At 67.2% G+C, this 16,088-nt stretch carries 19 protein-coding genes and 4 tRNA genes; 21 read left to right on the top strand and 2 right to left on the bottom strand.

The features are described from left to right. Positions 1-73: 73 nt before the first annotated feature. Positions 74-1,347, bottom strand: a protein-coding gene (locus nbrcactino_RS13940; RefSeq protein ID WP_161928123.1) for an IS3 family transposase whose coding sequence is annotated in 2 segments (ribosomal slippage) — positions 74-1,068 and positions 1,068-1,347 — 1,275 coding nt in all. Because the reading frame shifts where the segments join, the coding sequence is not laid out codon by codon here. Between the two features lie 173 nt (positions 1,348-1,520). After that, a complete protein-coding gene (locus tag nbrcactino_RS13935; RefSeq protein WP_161928143.1) occupies positions 1,521-2,012 on the bottom strand; it encodes a YajQ family cyclic di-GMP-binding protein in 492 nt (163 codons plus the stop codon). 106 nt (positions 2,013-2,118) lie between these two features. On the opposite strand from nbrcactino_RS13935, the gene nbrcactino_RS13930 reads away from it, so the two are divergent. From nbrcactino_RS13930 to nbrcactino_RS13835, 21 genes are all read left to right on the top strand, one after another. Beyond that, a tRNA-Tyr gene (locus nbrcactino_RS13930) sits at positions 2,119-2,199 on the top strand. A gap of 121 nt (positions 2,200-2,320) precedes the next feature. Beyond that, a tRNA-Thr gene (locus tag nbrcactino_RS13925) sits at positions 2,321-2,393 on the top strand. Between the two features lie 30 nt (positions 2,394-2,423). Beyond that, positions 2,424-2,497: transfer RNA gene (locus tag nbrcactino_RS13920), tRNA-Met, on the top strand. A gap of 99 nt (positions 2,498-2,596) precedes the next feature. After that, positions 2,597-2,764 (top strand): 50S ribosomal protein L33, encoded by a 168-nt coding sequence (rpmG, locus tag nbrcactino_RS13915; RefSeq protein WP_003929651.1) that lies wholly within the window; start codon positions 2,597-2,599, stop codon positions 2,762-2,764. Positions 2,765-2,870: 106 nt separating this feature from the next. Beyond that, entirely contained in the window at positions 2,871-3,941 is a 1,071-nt protein-coding gene (locus tag nbrcactino_RS13910; RefSeq protein WP_161928142.1) for a fused (3R)-hydroxyacyl-ACP dehydratase subunits HadA/HadB, read from the top strand. Between the two features lie 140 nt (positions 3,942-4,081). Then, positions 4,082-4,154: transfer RNA gene (locus tag nbrcactino_RS13905), tRNA-Trp, on the top strand. A gap of 42 nt (positions 4,155-4,196) precedes the next feature. Beyond that, complete coding sequence (gene secE / locus nbrcactino_RS13900; protein WP_161928141.1) at positions 4,197-4,568, top strand: preprotein translocase subunit SecE; 372 nt, start codon at positions 4,197-4,199, stop codon at positions 4,566-4,568. A gap of 26 nt (positions 4,569-4,594) precedes the next feature. After that, positions 4,595-5,428, top strand: coding sequence for a transcription termination/antitermination protein NusG (gene nusG / locus nbrcactino_RS13895; protein ID WP_161928140.1), 834 nt, complete (start codon positions 4,595-4,597; stop codon positions 5,426-5,428). 100 nt (positions 5,429-5,528) lie between these two features. After that, entirely contained in the window at positions 5,529-5,963 is a 435-nt protein-coding gene (gene rplK / locus nbrcactino_RS13890; RefSeq protein WP_161928139.1) for a 50S ribosomal protein L11, read from the top strand. Between the two features lie 104 nt (positions 5,964-6,067). Beyond that, complete coding sequence (rplA, locus tag nbrcactino_RS13885; protein WP_161928138.1) at positions 6,068-6,784, top strand: 50S ribosomal protein L1; 717 nt, start codon at positions 6,068-6,070, stop codon at positions 6,782-6,784. Positions 6,785-6,882: 98 nt separating this feature from the next. Next, on the top strand, positions 6,883-7,386 hold the full coding sequence (locus nbrcactino_RS13880) for a hypothetical protein (protein WP_161928137.1): 504 nt from the start codon (positions 6,883-6,885) through the stop codon (positions 7,384-7,386). A 22-nt stretch (positions 7,387-7,408) separates the two neighbouring features. Then, entirely contained in the window at positions 7,409-8,227 is an 819-nt protein-coding gene (locus nbrcactino_RS13875) for an SDR family oxidoreductase (protein WP_161928136.1), read from the top strand. Beyond that, a complete protein-coding gene (locus nbrcactino_RS13870; protein ID WP_161928135.1) occupies positions 8,224-9,435 on the top strand; it encodes an acyl-CoA dehydrogenase family protein in 1,212 nt (403 codons plus the stop codon). The genes nbrcactino_RS13875 and nbrcactino_RS13870 overlap by 4 nt, the downstream gene beginning before the upstream one ends. Before the next feature lie 56 nt (positions 9,436-9,491). Then, positions 9,492-10,316, top strand: a complete 825-nt coding sequence (locus nbrcactino_RS13865) for a DUF2786 domain-containing protein (protein WP_161928134.1) — start codon at positions 9,492-9,494, stop codon at positions 10,314-10,316. Next, positions 10,313-10,825 (top strand): TIGR04338 family metallohydrolase, encoded by a 513-nt coding sequence (locus tag nbrcactino_RS13860; protein ID WP_161928133.1) that lies wholly within the window; start codon positions 10,313-10,315, stop codon positions 10,823-10,825. Before nbrcactino_RS13865 ends, nbrcactino_RS13860 begins: the two co-directional genes overlap by 4 nt. A 167-nt stretch (positions 10,826-10,992) precedes the next feature. Beyond that, a complete protein-coding gene (locus nbrcactino_RS13855; protein ID WP_161928132.1) occupies positions 10,993-11,850 on the top strand; it encodes an MlaE family ABC transporter permease in 858 nt (285 codons plus the stop codon). Between the two features lie 6 nt (positions 11,851-11,856). Continuing rightward, complete coding sequence (locus nbrcactino_RS13850) at positions 11,857-12,894, top strand: MlaD family protein (RefSeq protein ID WP_161928131.1); 1,038 nt, start codon at positions 11,857-11,859, stop codon at positions 12,892-12,894. Further along, positions 12,891-13,157 carry an MlaD family protein gene (locus tag nbrcactino_RS18255; protein WP_228460904.1) on the top strand — a complete coding sequence of 89 codons (267 nt, stop codon included), beginning with the start codon at positions 12,891-12,893 and terminating at the stop codon, positions 13,155-13,157. The genes nbrcactino_RS13850 and nbrcactino_RS18255 overlap by 4 nt, the downstream gene beginning before the upstream one ends. A gap of 32 nt (positions 13,158-13,189) precedes the next feature. Then, the gene (locus nbrcactino_RS13845) at positions 13,190-13,918 is read left to right on the top strand and encodes an MCE family protein (RefSeq protein ID WP_228460901.1); all 729 of its coding nucleotides are present in this window, start codon (positions 13,190-13,192) and stop codon (positions 13,916-13,918) included. Continuing rightward, positions 13,906-14,967, top strand: a complete 1,062-nt coding sequence (locus nbrcactino_RS13840) for an MlaD family protein (protein ID WP_161928130.1) — start codon at positions 13,906-13,908, stop codon at positions 14,965-14,967. Before nbrcactino_RS13845 ends, nbrcactino_RS13840 begins: the two co-directional genes overlap by 13 nt. Next, positions 14,967-16,085, top strand: coding sequence for an MlaD family protein (locus tag nbrcactino_RS13835; protein WP_186343394.1), 1,119 nt, complete (start codon positions 14,967-14,969; stop codon positions 16,083-16,085). The genes nbrcactino_RS13840 and nbrcactino_RS13835 overlap by 1 nt, the downstream gene beginning before the upstream one ends. Positions 16,086-16,088 lie beyond the last annotated feature (3 nt).

Raw genomic sequence — 16,088 nt, 5'->3', positions numbered from 1 at the left:
CCTCAAACTCGCCGACTGGGCCCTCAAACTCGCCGACTGGGCCCTCTGATCCATCCCGGCGTTTCCGGAGAGCTCAGATTGTGAGTGCCTCCTCCGGATTGAGGGCGGCGATTCGATCGTAGTGGAGTTGCTCAGCATGGTCGGGGGTCAGGTCGTGGCAGTAGCTGTGCGGCCGGACGCGGTTGTAGAACGCGACCCATTCGGCGGTGGCCAGTGACAGCTCGGCGGCCCCGGGAAATCGGGGTCCGTAATCGACGAGTTCGCTTTTGTAGTCGGCGTTGACCGACTCGGCCAACGCGTTGTCGTAGCTGTCGCCGACGCTCCCGACCGACGGGGTGATCCCGGCCTCGGCCAGCCGATGCCCGAACGCGAGCGCGGTGTACTGCGACCCGGCATCGCTGTGATGGACCAGGTCACTCAAATCGGTGATGCCGGCTCGATTTCGGTGCTCGATAGCGCTGTTGATCGCGTCGGTGACCAGGTCGACCGTCATCTGCGTCGCAACCTTCCAGCCGACGATCTTGCGGGCGAACACGTCGATGACGAACGCGGTGTACGCCCATCCCGCGACGGTGCGGCAGTAGGTGAAGTCAGCAACCCAGAGCCGGTTCGGGGCAGGGGCGGTGAAGCGCCGGTCGACCAGATCGGCTGGGCGCTCATCGGCCGGGTTCGCCGTCGTGGTGCGCGGGGACTTCTTCTTCGACGCACCCCGCCAACCCATCTCGGCCATGACACGCTCGACAGTGCAGCGGGCAACATCAATCCCGTTGCTGCGCAACATGATCCACATCTTGCGTGACCCGAGAACCCGAGTCAGCGGCTGATCGCGGCGCATGATCCAGATCGCGTCGATCACGCGTGCGTCGGCCAGCATCCGTGCACTGGGCCCACGGTGGCGGTGCTCGTAATACGTGGACGGGGCGATGGGCACACCGTGCTCAGACAGCACGCGGCACATCGAATCGACTCCCCAGAGCAGACCATCGGCGCCCACCCGGTGACCCTGGTGAGCGCCGATGAACTCCACGATCAGCGGTGTGGCCGGTCGATCTCGGCCGCGAAGAAAGCCGACGCCGCCTTCAAAATCCCGTTGGCCCGTTTAAGCTCGGCGACCTCCCGCCGTAGCCGGCGCACCTCCTCACCCTCGGCCGCGGCCTGCCCGACCCCAGCAGCCGCCTCGGGCACACTGCGCACCCATTTGCGCACCGTCTCCGCCGAACCGATACCAAGCAGATCAGCGGTCTTGCCCATCGCCGCCCACTCCGTCGACCCCTGAGCCACCAACTGGGCCACCATGTCCACCGCGTCCCGCTTCAATTGCACCGGATACCGCTTCGTTCCTGCCATAAGACCCATCTTCCCGTGAGACGAACCCTCCGGAAACCCCGGGACGGATCACGGGGCCCACTCGACGAAGATCAGGGCCCAGTCGGCGAGATTGAGGGCCCACTCGGCGAGATTGAGGGCCCAGTCGGCGGGGATGAGGGCCCACTCGGCGGGAAAGAGGGCCCAGTCGGCGGTTAGCGGTAGTTCACAAACTGCAGCGCGACGTCGAGATCGGAGCCCTTCAGCAACGCGATGACGGCCTGGAGGTCGTCGCGCTTCTTGCTCGACACGCGCACCTCCTCGCCCTGGATCTGCGCCTTGACGCCCTTGGGCCCCTCGTCGCGGATGATCTTGGTGATCTTCTTCGCGTGCTCGGTGTCGATGCCCTGCTTCAGGGTGCCGGTGATCTTGAACACCTTCCCGGAGGAGGCGGGTTCGCCGGCCTCGAAGGCCTTCAGCGAGATGTCGCGGCGGATCAGCTTCTCCCGGAAGACCTCGAGCGCGGCCTGGGCCCGCTCCTCGGCATCGGAGGTGATGACGATCCCATCCTCGCCGGACCACTCGATTCCGGTGTTGGTGCCGCGGAAGTCGTACCGCTGCGACAACTCCTTGGCGGCCTGGTTGAGGGCGTTGTCGACCTCCTGGCGATCGAACTTGCTGACCACGTCGAACGATGAATCTGCCATGCGCCACAGCCTAACGTGAGCAGCGGGTTTGCGTCGGCACCGGGGAGGCGTTGTATCCTTTGCGGCGTTGCTCTTCGTCGCTGCGCCAAGCGCGGGGGAGTGCACCGGCAGGTTGCCCGAGCGGCCAAAGGGAGCGGATTGTAAATCCGTCGCGCAAGCTACATAGGTTCGAATCCTATACCTGCCACGACGTGGAGTTTCGCCCCGTTGACCGGGGGTCGGCGCGCGATTTGGCCGACTCGCTCAGCGGTGTGTAACCTCGTCATGTTGTCTTCTCGAGCGGGTCCGCCCGTTCGGCCGGCGACGACGCCCCCTTAGCTCAGTCGGTAGAGCGTTTCCATGGTAAGGAAAAGGTCGACGGTTCGATTCCGTCAGGGGGCTCGCTGGACCCGATCAGACGGTTCGGTCCATGGCGGTGTAGCTCAGCTGGTTAGAGCGCACGACTCATAATCGTGAGGTCGGGGGATCGAGTCCCCCCACCGCTACACACCGGAATCGGCGGCCGCCGTTTCCGTGAACCAAGGCCCGGTGCCGGTCGGATGGCCGAACGCCGGGCGTGAGTACCACCGAAAGAAGGCAGCGACGTGGCCTCCTCGACTGACGTTCGCCCCAAGATCACCCTGGCGTGCGAGGTGTGCAAGCACCGCAACTACATCACCAAGAAGAATCGGCGCAACGACCCCGATCGGCTTGAGATCAAGAAGTTCTGCCCCAACTGCGGCAAGCATCAGGCCCACAAAGAGTCGCGCTGACGAACGAAGGGCACCGGGAACGGTGCCCTTTTTTTCTTGGTTGCGACCCACGAGGGTCGTGACAGCCCCCACCGCACTCTTGTGACCGTTAGGCAGGCTTGACACAGTGTTTTCCGGAAACGACTCCACCGGCGACGCGGAGAATTTGTCCCCCGAGGAACTCGCGGAGCGCACCGCGGGCCTCGTCGGATTCCACTACACCGTCGACGACTACTACCAGGTCGGTCGCGAAGAGGTCCGCAAGCACGCCACAGCCGTGCAGGACGCGCACCCGACGCACTGGAGCGAGAGCGCCGCGCGCGAATACGGCTACGACAGCCTCGTCGCGGCACCGACCTTCGTGTCGGTCTTCGGCATCACCGCGCAGCGGTATCTCTTCGAAGGAGTCGTCCAGGGCTACGACCTCTGGCAGATCATGCAGACCGACCAGCGCCTGATCTACCACCAACCGATGAAGGTCGGCGACCAGCTCATCTGCGACGTGTCGCTGGAGTCCTTCCGCCACATCAGCAAGCCCGAGAACCTCGACATGCTGGTCAGCAAGAACGTCATCTGGAACCAGCACGGCGAGCCCGTGATGACTACCTACACGTCGCTGGTGGCGCGGACCGGCGTCGAGGTCCCCGCCGAGCTGGTCGACTCGCTCGACCACGTGATGATGAAGGTCGACGAGTTCGGCAAGCCGGACAAGACGGTCAATCGCACGGCCGGGCAAAAGGGGCAGCCCGACCCGACCGGGTCGCCGAGCGCCGGTAAGGCCATCGATTTCGACACGCTGACCGTCGGCCAGGAGTTCGAGCCCAAGTCCTTCCAGCTGACCCGCGGCAACCTGGTCAACTACGCCGGCGTCGTCGGCGACCCCAACCCGATCCATTTCTCCGACGAGGTGGTCAAGGCTGCGGGTCTCGACGGCGTCGTCGCGCATGGCATGCAGACGATGGGCCTCGGGGCGACCTACGTGTCGGAGTTCATCGGCGATCCGGGTGCGTTCTGTGAGTACAACGTGCGCTTCACCAGCCCGGTGTACGTCCCGGCCGACGACTACGCCTCGGTGGATTTCACCGCCAAGGTCAAGTCGCTGGACCCGGAGACGCGCAAGGGCACCATTGCGCTGGTGGCGAAGCAGGGCGACCGCAAGATTTTTGGTCGCGCCACCGTCGTCGTGCAGTTCAACTGACCCGACGGGGAGTGGATTGGTGCTGGGCACCGCTGGTGCTCTACACTGAGGTGTCAGATTGATTCTTGACTTGCGCGCTACCCATAGGGTGGCGCGTTGGTCATGTTGGGGTCAATCGACGTGGTCGTACTCGGCCACAAAGGGGCGTAGCTCAACTGGCAGAGCAGCGGTCTCCAAAACCGCAGGTTGCAGGTTCAAGTCCTGTCGCCCCTGCCCTGGAATGTCAGGGCCACCGGAAACGAGAGGACTCGAAGGTTGAGCAAGCGCGATCGAGCTGCCAAGAGCAAGGCGAAGGCCGACGACGCCGTCGACGCTGCGGTTGACACGCTCGACGACGACGTCGAGGAACTGCGGCCGACCGGCAAGCGCGCCGGTTCGTCGCGTCGCACGTCGCGGACCGACAAAGCCTCTGAGACGGAGTCCGCTGGCCGGCGCAACCCGTTTGTCGTGGTGTGGGAGTTCCTGAAGCAGGTCGTCGCCGAGATGAAGAAGGTCATCTGGCCGACTCGGCGGGAGACCATCGTCTTCACGCTGATCGTCCTGGTCTTCGTCATCCTGTTCACCGCGTTCATCGCGGGCCTGGACATCGGCTTCGGTCAGCTCATGCTCTTGATCTTCGGCAAGTAACCACCAATCCAAAGGAGTATCGGGCTGTGACCACCCCCGAGAACGAGATCGAATCGACCGAGGACACCACCTCGGCGGGTGAGGCCACCGCCCAGACCGATGACGCCGTCGTGGAGGCGACCGATGACGCCGTCGTGGAGGCGACCGACGAGATTGTCGAGGCCGACGCCGATGAGGCCGACTCCGACGATGAGACCCCCGCTGCGGACGCCGATGCTGAGGGCGCCGACGACGAGGACGATCCGGTCGAGGCGATGCGCCGTAAGCTGCGGTTCGCGCCCGGCGAGTGGTACGTGATCCACTCCTACGCCGGCTACGAGAACAAGGTGAAGGCCAACCTCGAGACCCGTGTGCAGAACCTGGACCTCGAGGAGTACATCTTCCAGGTTGAGGTGCCCACCGAAGAGGTCACCGAGATCAAGAACGGCCAGCCCAAGAAGGTCAACCGCAAGATCCTCCCCGGCTACATCCTGGTGCGGATGGATCTGAACGACGAGTCGTGGGGCGCCGTGCGCAACACCCCCGGCGTCACCGGCTTCGTCGGCCTGACGTCGCGGCCCTCGCCGCTGACCCTCGACGAGGTGCTCAAGTTCTTGGTCCCGCGCACCGAGCCCAAGAAGGCCGCCGCCACGGCCAAGGGTGGTGCCGACGTGGCTGCCGCGGCGGCCGCGGTCACCGCGCCGATCGAGGTCGATTTCGAGGTCGGCGAGTCGGTCACCGTCATGGACGGCCCGTTCGCGACCCTGCCCGCGTCGATCAGCGAGGTCAACGCCGAGCAGCGCAAGGTCAAGGTGCTCGTCTCGATCTTCGGCCGCGAAACGCCGGTCGAGCTCGCGTTCAACCAGGTCGAGAAGATCTAGACCCACGGGGGCTCCGCCCCCGTGACCCCCGGAACTCCGGGACACAGAGACTTCCGCGTATCCAGCGTGCGCGGATGAGGAAAGAAGAAGGACAAAGAGGATGCCTCCCAAGAAGAAGAAGATCGCCGGGATCATCAAGCTCCAGATCCAGGCGGGCCAGGCCAATCCGGCTCCGCCGGTGGGTCCGGCGCTGGGTCAGCACAGCGTGAACATCATGGAGTTCTGCAAGGCTTACAACGCCGCGACTGAGAATCAGCGCGGCAACGTGATCCCGGTGGAAATCTTCGTGTACGAAGACCGCTCGTTTGATTTCAAGCTGAAGACCCCGCCCGCTGCCAAGCTGCTGCTCAAGGCTGCTGGTCTGCAGAAGGGCTCCGGCGAGCCGCATGTGAACAAGGTCGGCAAGGTCACCATGGACCAGGTCCGTGAGATCGCCAAGACCAAGGCCGAGGATCTCAACGCCAACGACATCGATCAGGCTGCGAAGATCATCGCCGGTACCGCCCGCTCCATGGGCATCACCGTCGAGGGCTAAGACAAACCACCGTCGTCGCCGCGCGCGACGGCAACCACCCCGTGGGAGGGCCGGCTCGGCCCATCAACCACATACCCGGGATACCCCGGAGAAGGAACAGAGCAATGGCACAACGAAGCAAGGCCTACCGCGCCGCCGCGGAAAAGGTCGACAAGGACGCGCTGTACAGCCCGCTGGAAGCTGCGCAGCTCGCCAAGGACACCGGTTCGAAGAACACCGACTCGACCGTCGAGGTCGCCATCCGCCTGGGTGTCGATCCCCGCAAGGCCGACCAGCTGGTGCGCGGCACTGTCAACCTGCCGCACGGCACCGGTAAGACCGCCCGCGTCATCGTGTTCGCCACCGGCGACAAGGCCGCCGAGGCGACCGCCGCGGGTGCCGACGAGGTCGGCGCCGAGGACCTGATCGAGAAGATCCAGGGCGGCTGGCTGGAGTTCGACGCCGCGATCGCCACCCCGGACCAGATGGCCAAGGTCGGCCGGATCGCCCGTGTGCTCGGCCCGCGCGGCCTCATGCCGAACCCGAAGACCGGTACCGTGACCGCCGACGTCACCAAGGCCGTCGCCGACATCAAGGGCGGCAAGATCAACTTCCGCGTCGACAAGGCCGCCAACCTGCACTTCGTGATCGGCAAGGCGTCCTTCTCCGCCGAGCAGCTCGCGGAGAACTACGGCGCCGCCTACGACGAGATCATGCGCGCCAAGCCGTCGGCCGCCAAGGGCCGCTACATCAAGAAGGTCACCGTGTCGACGACGACGGGCCCGGGCATCCCGGTCGATCCGTCGGTGACGCGCAACTTCGCGGTGCCGGCCCAGGCGTGATCCTCACGCGCTGAGTCCACTCGACTACGGGACGAACCCAACACCACACGGTGTTGGGTTCGTCCCGTTTTACGGTGGTGCGCAGGTACCCTCGGCCTGTGGGGTCCACATCGGCGCACCGGTGGGTGCCCGTGGCCGCGATCGCCGACTCGGGCCATTCGGCCGCCGACGGTGCCGTGATGCTCGGCTCGTCGGGGGTGAGGGGAGTCCTGCCGCCGGGATTCCGGGTGACCTCGGACAACGGGTATGTCACGATGATCGGCGCCGACTACGCGATGAGCGGAACCATCGATGTGTCACGCCGGGCCGGCAAAGGGGCACGGCCGGCCACCAGTGTGCGGGACCTCGACGAGTACTTGCACAGACACTTCGACCATCTCGGATCGCGCGCGCTGGCCGCACTGCGCCGTGAGCAGTGGCGGGCCCACGGTCTCGAGGGTGCGTCGGCCCGCGGCGAGGTGAGCGGGATGCCCGCGTACACGGCGCTCGTCGGGTGTCGAGGCCTGCGCTGGGTCGTCTCGGCGTGGGACCCCGGGTTGCGCGGTGCGGCCGATGCCATCGCCCGTTCCCTGCGCGAAGTCGGAACGCCGACGCGAGCGTAGTCGGGGCGATACGTTGGCTGTCGTGGAGCTTGATGGACGGGTAGCGATTGTCACCGGAGCGGCCAGTGGGATCGGGGCCGCGCTGACACACGAACTGGTCCGACGATCGGCGCGCGTCGTCGTCGCCGATCTCGACGCCGACGCCACCGAGCGTGCGACGGCGGCCCTGCCCGCCGGGACCGCGGTGGCGGCTGCGGGCGACACCTCCGACCCGGCGGTGATCGCCGCCCAGATCGCGGTCGCCACGGAGGCATTCGGCCCGGTGGACCTGTACTTCGCCAACGCCGGGATCGGTGTCGGGTCGGGCCTGGGCACCGCGGCGGACTGGACGCGCAGCATCGACGTCAACCTGCTCGCGCACGTCCGGGCGGCGCAGGCGCTGATCCCCGGTTGGGTCGAGCGGGGCGGCGGCTACTTCGTCAGTACCGCATCGGCGGCCGGGCTGCTCTCCCAGATCGGGTCGGCGACGTACTCGACCACGAAGCACGCCGTCGTCGGCTTCGCCGAATGGCTGTCGATCACCTACGGCGACGCCGGCGTCGGCGTCAGCTGCGTGTGCCCCATGGGGGTCGACACGGCGCTGTTGCGCCCCGCGCGGCCCGTCGACGACCAGGAGGCGCTGATGCTGCGCACCGTCGAATCGGCCGGGCCGGTGCACACCCCGGAGTCGGTGGCGGCGACCGTCCTCGACGCCGTGGAACAGGACCGGTTCCTCGTCCTCCCGCATCCCGAGGTCCTCGAGATGTACCGCGGCAAAGGGGCCGACTACGGCCGGTGGCTCGGCGGAATGCGCCGGCTGCACAGTGCCGTGCGGCAATCGATCAGCAAAGGAAACCGATGACGATCCCCGCCTTCTCCGAACGCAGCAACGCCTACCGGGACCAACTCCTGGAGTTCATGGACACCCGGGTCTATCCGGGTGAGCGGCTCTACCACCAGCAGATGGCGGCGGTGGCCGACCCGCACTTCCAGCCGCCGATCCTCGAAGAGCTCAAGTCGCAGGCCCGCTCGGCCGGGCTGTGGAACCTCTTCCACCCCTACTCCGAGTGGGGGCCGGGGCTGTCCAACCTGGACTACGCGCCGCTGGCCGAGATCATGGGCCGCAGCGAGATCGCCCCCGAGGTGTTCAACTGCAACGCCCCCGACACCGGGAACATGGAGGTCCTGACGCTCTACGGCACCGACGAGCACAAGGAGCGCTGGCTCAAACCGCTGCTGGCCGGCGAGATCCGGTCGGCGTTCGCGATGACCGAACCGGCGGTGGCCAGTTCGGATGCCACCAACATCGAGATGTCGATGCGTCGCGACGGTGACTCCTATATCCTCAACGGCCGAAAGTGGTTCGCCTCCAACGCGATGCACCCGCACTGCCGGGTGCTCATCGTCATGGGCAAGACCGATCCGACGGCGGCCACCCACCGCCAACAATCGATGATGGTCGTGCCCATCGACGCCCCCGGGATCACCGTCGTGCGGAACCTGCCGGTCTTCGGCTACCACGACCGGGAGGGGCACGCCGAGATCACCTTCACCGACGTGCGGGTGCCCGCCGCCGACGTGCTAGCCGGGGAGGGGGAGGGGTTCGCGATCGCGCAGGCCCGCCTCGGACCGGGCCGCATCCACCACTGCATGCGCACCGTCGGGATGGCCGAGCGGACCTTGGAGCTGATGTGCCAACGGGCCGCCCAGCGCGTCACCTTCGGCAAACCGTTGGCGGCGCGGGGGAACATCCAGGACTGGATTGCCGAGGCGCGCATCGAGATCGAGATGGTGCGGCTGTTGACGCTCAAGGCCGCGCACATGATGGACACGGTCGGCAACAAGGCCGCCGCCACCGAGATCGCCGCCATCAAGGTCGCGGCGCCGGAAATGGCCCTCAAGCTGCTCGATCGCGCCATCCAGGTGTTCGGCGGGGCCGGCGTCACCGACGACTACCCGCTCGCCAGCGCCTACGCCCACCTGCGCACCCTGCGGCTGGCCGACGGTCCCGACGAGGTGCACAAACGGTCCATCGCGCGCTGGGAACTGCGCCGCCACGCCCCGTCCTGACGGGATGGCCAACCGCTGCCGGGGAACCGTTCGGGCTCCCGAATAGTCTAAGAAGTATGCGCGACGACAAGACGCTGGCCCGAATCGCAGCTCTGCTGCGGCAGGCCGAAGGCACCGACAACGAGCACGAGGCCCAGACGTTCATGGCGGCGGCCCAGCGGATGGCCACCGCCGCGGCCATCGACCTCGCAGTCGCCCGGTCGCACGACCCCGCGGCACGCGAGCGGTCGGTCCCGGTCGCCCGGCAGATCACGATCGGGACGGCCGGCAAGCGCGGGTTGCGGACCTACGTGCAGTTGTTCGTCGCGATCGCGCGGGCCAACGACGTCACCGTCGACGTCGCGCACAACTCCACGTTCGTCCTCGCCTACGGCTTTGACACCGATGTCGACACGGTGGAGGCGCTCTACAGTTCGCTGCTCGTGCAGATGGTCGCGGCCAGTGATGCCTACCTGAAGTCCGGCGCCTACAAGGGGGAGCGCGCGGCCCGGGTGGTGCGCCGCGGCAGCGGGTGGCGTTCGCGCCGGGTCGTCGAGGAGACGGCGCTGTCGCCGATCACCGCCCGGCTGAACTTCCAATCCGCCTTCGCTGAACGGGTGGGGGCGCGGCTGAGCACCGCCCGCGACGAGGCGCGGGCGGAGGCGACCCGCTCAGAACGTGACTCCGGCGGGTCGTCGACGGCAATCGCGTTGCGCCACAAAGAGGTCGAAGTCGCCGACTTCTACTCCGAGCAGTCGAGCGCCCGCGGCAGGTGGCGCCCGGCCCGGGCCGAGGCCGGCTATTCCGAGGCCGCCCGCCGCGCCGGCGACCGGGCGGGGCGGCGGGCGCGGCTCGGCGACCAACAGCGTTTCGGCTCCTCCCGCGGCGCCATCGAGGGATGACCGGGTCCGGGCGGCCCGCCGACCACGGCCGCAGTGCGGTGTACGCGGCCGAGCGGATGGTGTTCGGACTGTTCGACAACGTCGGGGCCACCCGCATGGCCCGGGTGGGCGGCGCCGATCTGACGCTTCCGGTGGAGGCGCGGTTCGCGACGCTGGAGTCGATCCGCGACTATGTCGGCCGGGTGGTGGCGATGCCGGCGGTGGTCGACCGGTTTCCCCGCGCCGGCGAGCCGGTCGTCGTCCGGGCCCGCCGCGGGGCGTCGGCGGCCACCTACGAATCCGTGGCCGGGCAACCCGGTGTCATCGCCATTCCGGTGGCCGGCGGACGGTGGGCCTTGCGGGAGCTGGTGGTGCTGCACGAGTTGGCCCACCACCTCGACGACACTTCCGATGCCGCCCACGGGGCCGGGTTCCGGGCCGCCCTGATCGACCTCGTTTCCGTCGTCCTGGGGCCCGAGGCGGGCTTTGCCTACCGGGTGATCTTTGCCGAAAGCGGCCTGCCGTCGTAGCGGTGGCGATGATGAGCGAACTTGGCGAAAACCATCGTTGCTGGTCAAGTGTCCAACTAGGGTGACCCGACACGGTTACATCGAGGTTCTGTGAACAGCGACACAGAAGACTGATACGGTAATCGGCAATTTACCGCAGCGCGGATGCAATGGGGGTGGCTACTGCTATGGGGGTACCCGCCGCCTATCGGCCGACTGGTTTGGGTTGGCTCTACGGCCTGTCCGGCAAGGCGGTCGAGGCGCTGGCCAACGTCGGCCACTTCCTCTCCTTCGCCTACTATGCGGTGCGCTATGCCCCGCAGGCCATGTGGCGGTTCCGGGGGCAGACCATCCGCACCGTCACCGATCTGGCCTGGGGGCGCGGCGCGATCATCGTCGGCGGCGGGACCGCGTTGGTCATGGCAGTCCTGGGGTTGGCCGCTGGGGCCACCGTCGCCATCGTCGCGCACGGCACCCTGAGCATGCTCGACCTCGGGCCAGTGGCCGGCAGCGTCTCCTCGTACGCCATCACCCGCGAGTTCGCACCGCTGCTGGCCGCCCTCGGATTCGCCGTGCAGGCGGGGTGTCGGATGACCGCGGAGATCGGCTCGATGCGGATCAGCGAGGAGATCGACGCGCTCGAAGTCGTCGGCGTCCACTCGATCGCCTTCGTCGTCTCGACCCGGGTCATCGCCGGGATCATCACGATCCTGCCGACCTTCCTGATCGCCATCCTCGCCGCCTACCTGTCCAGCGCCGTCGTCGTGCAGACGCGCGGGGAGTCGGCCGGGGCCTACAACCACTACTTCAACCAGTTCATCAACTTCCCCGACCTGGTCTACGCGACCCTGAAAGTCGCGATCTTCATCATCGTCGTCATCGTGATCCACTGCTACAAGGGCTATTTCGCCGCCGGCGGCCCAGAGGGCGTCGGGGTGGCCTCCGGCCGCGCGATCCGCGCCAGCCTGGTCGCCATCGTCGCCCTCGACCTGGTGCTCACGCTCATCTTCTGGGGCTTCAACTCCCCGTTCGTCTTCCGGGGGTAGGGACTGATGCCAGACTTCCGTGCACCGGGAATGTCCGCCGACCGCAGCACCTATCTGCGGCGCGCGGTGGTGGCCATCATCGCGGCGATCGCGGTGACGGTTGCGGCGGTGGGCATCGCGGCCCTGCTGCCCGAGGACGTCGTGCGCGTGCGGATGCACACCGACACCCTCGCCGGCGGGATCGACAGGGGCACCGGCGTCGTCGTCAACGGTTCGGAGATCGGAGTGGTCCGCTCGGTCGCGGCGGGGCCGAAGGGCGACTACGTCCTCGACCTGGAGTTGGACAAGGGCCGGCTGACCAACCCGGGCGTCCTCACCTCCACGACCCGGCTGAGCTACGCGCCCAAGAACCTGTTTGGCATCTCCGCGGTCGTGCTCAACAGCGAACCCGGCGGGGACCCGATCGCCAACGGCGGTGACTTTTTCCCCGACACCCCCGTCGACGCCACCCTCACCTCGATGCTGCGACAGCTCGCCGACCTGCAGGACAAGGCATTCGCCCCGTACGTCAGCGATCTGCTCGACAAAGCCGACCGGGCGACCATGGCGTTCATGCCGGTCATCGAGATCCTCGGCCGGCTGACCGGACTGGTGGTCGAGACCGAGTCGATCCCCGCCGACGTGACGCTGCCGCAGATGACCGAGCTGGTCAGCGGGTTGCCCGACGGCCTCCGCCAGATCCTCCCGGCGGTCGACACCCTGCTGCAATGGCCGGATTCACGCAAGGGCGGCAAGGCCTTCTTGGAGAAAGCGCGCAAGGGCTTCGACTATGCGACGACCACCACCATGGGCGACCTGTCCCGCCTGCTGGGCCCCAGCGGACTCGGCCAGGCTATGCCGCTGATGAAAGACGTCCTTCCGCTGCTGCAACGGATCCTCGACAGTTCGCCCAACGCCCGGAAGAACGGCCTGCAGATCGCCCAGCTCATCGCCAACATCGACCGCGCCTTGCCCAAGGTCGGCGGCCGACCGGTGCTGCGCGCCGAAGTGGTGCTGCGCGGCATGCCCGGCCCGGTCGCCGGGCTGACGGGAGGAGTCCGGTGACCACCGCCAAACGCGCACTCATCTACCTGACGATCTTCGCCATCATCGCGATCGGTGGCGGCATCTTCGTCACCAACGGGATCCTGCGCCCGGTCGCCAAGGCCGACGCCGAGTACACCGCCGACTTCACCAACGTCTCCGGGCTGCGGGTCGGCAACGATGTGCGCCGGCTCGGCACCCGCGTCGGCAAGGTCTCACCGCCGTCGAACTGCACCGCGACCCCGGCGGGGACGCCACCAGCGCGCGGGTCACGTTCAGCCTGACCCGTGGCGAAGAGGTCTTCGGCGACACCCGGTTGGCCATCCGCTACCTCAACCTCACCGGGATCCGCTACCTCGACCTGCAGCAGAAGGCGCGCGCCGGCGTGCCGCTGAAGCCGGGTACGACGATCGGCGTCGGCTCGACCACCCCGTCGTTCGACATCACGCAGGTCTTCCACGGCCTGGCCCCGGTGTTCGCGGTGATGGACCCCGACGACATCAACCGCTTCGCCGAGGGCATGCTCGCCATCGTCGAAGGGGACGGCTCGGGGTTCAACGAGACCCTCGGCTCGGTGACCAAGGTGCTCAGCCTGGTCAACGACCAATCGCAGGTCATCGACGTCCTCGTCGACAACATGACCGCCCTCTCGAACGCGATTCACGGCAACTCGCGCTACATCGAGCCGATGATCACCTACATCCAGCGCTTCGGCCGCATCCTCGTCGGGAAATCGGCTGATCTGCGCAACTTCGCCGACCAGACCTACGCCGTGGTCGCCAGCCTCGACGATCTGATCGCCGCCGCCGGGTTCGAGCAGGGCGACACCCCGGGGTTCAACGACCTGGTCCGCCAGGTCATGCCGATCGGCGAGGCGGTCGTCGGGATCCTGGCGTTGACCCCGGGGCTGCTGGCCGCGGTCAACTCGGTGCTGCCGCCCACGGGGACCAAGGCGTCGATGCAGTGCTCGAAAGGGGCCGCGCCCATCCCCGACAACCTCAAACTGTTCCTCCGCGGATCGCAGGTGACGCTATGTCGACGGTAACGCCGGAAAGCACGACCAGCCGATACTCGCCGCGCGCCCTGCTGCGCCGCCTGTCCGACCGCCCCGCGATGAGCAATGCGCAGCGCGAGCGGATGGAGATGGGATGGGGGATCGGCGCGGCCGTCGCGCTCGTCGTCATGGCGCTCATCGCCGGCGGGATCTACGTGTTCACGCCGGGGCAGTCGCGGCTCGTCGCGCAGTTCGAGGAAGCCGGCCAGATCAAGGCCGGCGACAGCGTCCGCGTCGCCGGGGTGCCGGTGGGCACCGTCAAGAAGGTCACCCTCGCCGGTGACCACGTCGACGTCGAGATGTCGGTGGGCCGGGGAGTGTTCATCGGCGACGAGTCCCGGGTGGACGCGAAGATGCTCACCGTCGTCGGGGGCAACTTCCTCGACATCACCTCGGCAGGCAACGAGCGTCTGGGCGACCACCCGATCACCAAGGACAACACGTCGGTGCCCTATTCGCTGACCAAGACCTTCTCCTTGGCACAGCCGAAGATCGAGGCCCTCGACGTCGCGCCGCTGCGCAAGACGCTGGTGCAGGTGGAACAGGGGATGAGCGGGAATCCGGGGGCGCTGAAGAAGAACCTGACGATCCTCTCGTCGATGCTCACCAATCTCAACAAGCGACAAGACGAGTTCGGCACCATGCTCTCGCTGGCCGCCGAGTACACCAAGGGCATCAACCTCAACGGCGAGATCATCACCGCACTGAGCCGCAACCTCGCGAACTTCCTCACCGAGTTCGAGCAGTACGGCTCCGGCTTCGCCTATGCGGTGCGACGGCTGGCGGACATGCTCGAGCGCGTCAAGGGGATCATGCTCGAATACGACACCACCATCGATCCGCTGGTGCGCAAGGTCGACGCGATCGGCCGCCAATACGGCCCGCTGCTGGCGCGGTACGAACCGTTGATCGCGCAGGGGCGCGACCTCATCAAACGGTTGCAGGGGATGGTCGGACCCGACGGGTCCATCCAGATCGACCACTCGAACCTGGTGCTGTCCACCGACTACTGCATCCCGGTCCCGGGGGTGACGTGCTGATGATCAAGCGGATCGCCGCCTCAAAGTGGCTGATGTCGGGGCTGGTCCTTGTGGCCGTGGTCGCCGTCGGCCTCGGGTACCTGGGGTTCAAGCGGATCACCAACCGCACGGTGAGCTACTGCGCCGAGCTCGACGACGGGGTGGGCATTTTCGCCGGTAACGCCGTCACCCGGCGCGGCGTGCAGATCGGCACGGTGTCGAAGGTCGAGGCGGTCGGCGGGACCGCGAAGGTCACCTTCGCCATCAAGGCCGACCAGGAGCTCCCACCCGACGTGCACGCGACCAGCGTGGCCCCGTCGATCATCGCGGTCCGCCAGTTGGCGCTCCTCGGCGACTACCGCGGCGGCCGCAAACTCGCTGCGGGAACGTGCATCCCTCGGACGCAGACCGCGACGCCGGCCACCATCAGCGAGACCCTGCAGAGCGTCAACCGACTGGCCCGCCAGCTCACCGTCGAGGGCGGACCGGAGCAGACCGCGCAGGTCATGCGGAGCATCTCGTCGATCGCCGGCCAACTCGACGGAGTCGGCCCCATCATCAACGGTCTGATCAAGCAACTGGCGGTACCGGCCCGGACGCCGATGGTCGGGGCACTGGGAGACATGGCGACCGCGCTGGACAACACCAGTGCGATGACCGTCGGTCTCGCCGACAACTGGGGGATCCTCAAGCAGTTCGTCGACGGGATCAACCGGGTCACCGACCCGATCGCGGTCCCTGTCCTCGTCGAGCTGAAGCGGATCGCGTACTCGCTGCCGGAGACGTTGAACATCGCCTCCGACCTCATCAAGCGCTACCAACACTTCGCCTGGCCCGCCCTCGACGTGATCCTGCCGATCACCCGGATCATCGGTGCCGGCTTCCGCAACTGGGGCGACCTGCTGGGCATCGTGCCGGTGTTCATCCGCGCCTTCCACGTCGCCTTCGACCAGAAGACGTTGGGTCTGCGGATCGACTACCGGCCGCCGCGGACCCGGGTCCCGGCGAAGAACCCGAAACTGACCTGCGCCAACGTGAACCGCTTCCTCCCCGGCCAGTGCCGGGTGGTGGGCCCCGACGCGATGGAGCTCGACGCGCTGCGGGCGCTCATGTTGATGACGGGGGCTGGTCGGCCATGACTG

It is taken from the genome of Gordonia crocea (assembly GCF_009932435.1).
Classification (GTDB): Bacteria; Actinomycetota; Actinomycetes; order Mycobacteriales; family Mycobacteriaceae; genus Gordonia; species Gordonia crocea.
This window is presented reverse-complemented; position numbering and strand designations above follow the sequence as displayed.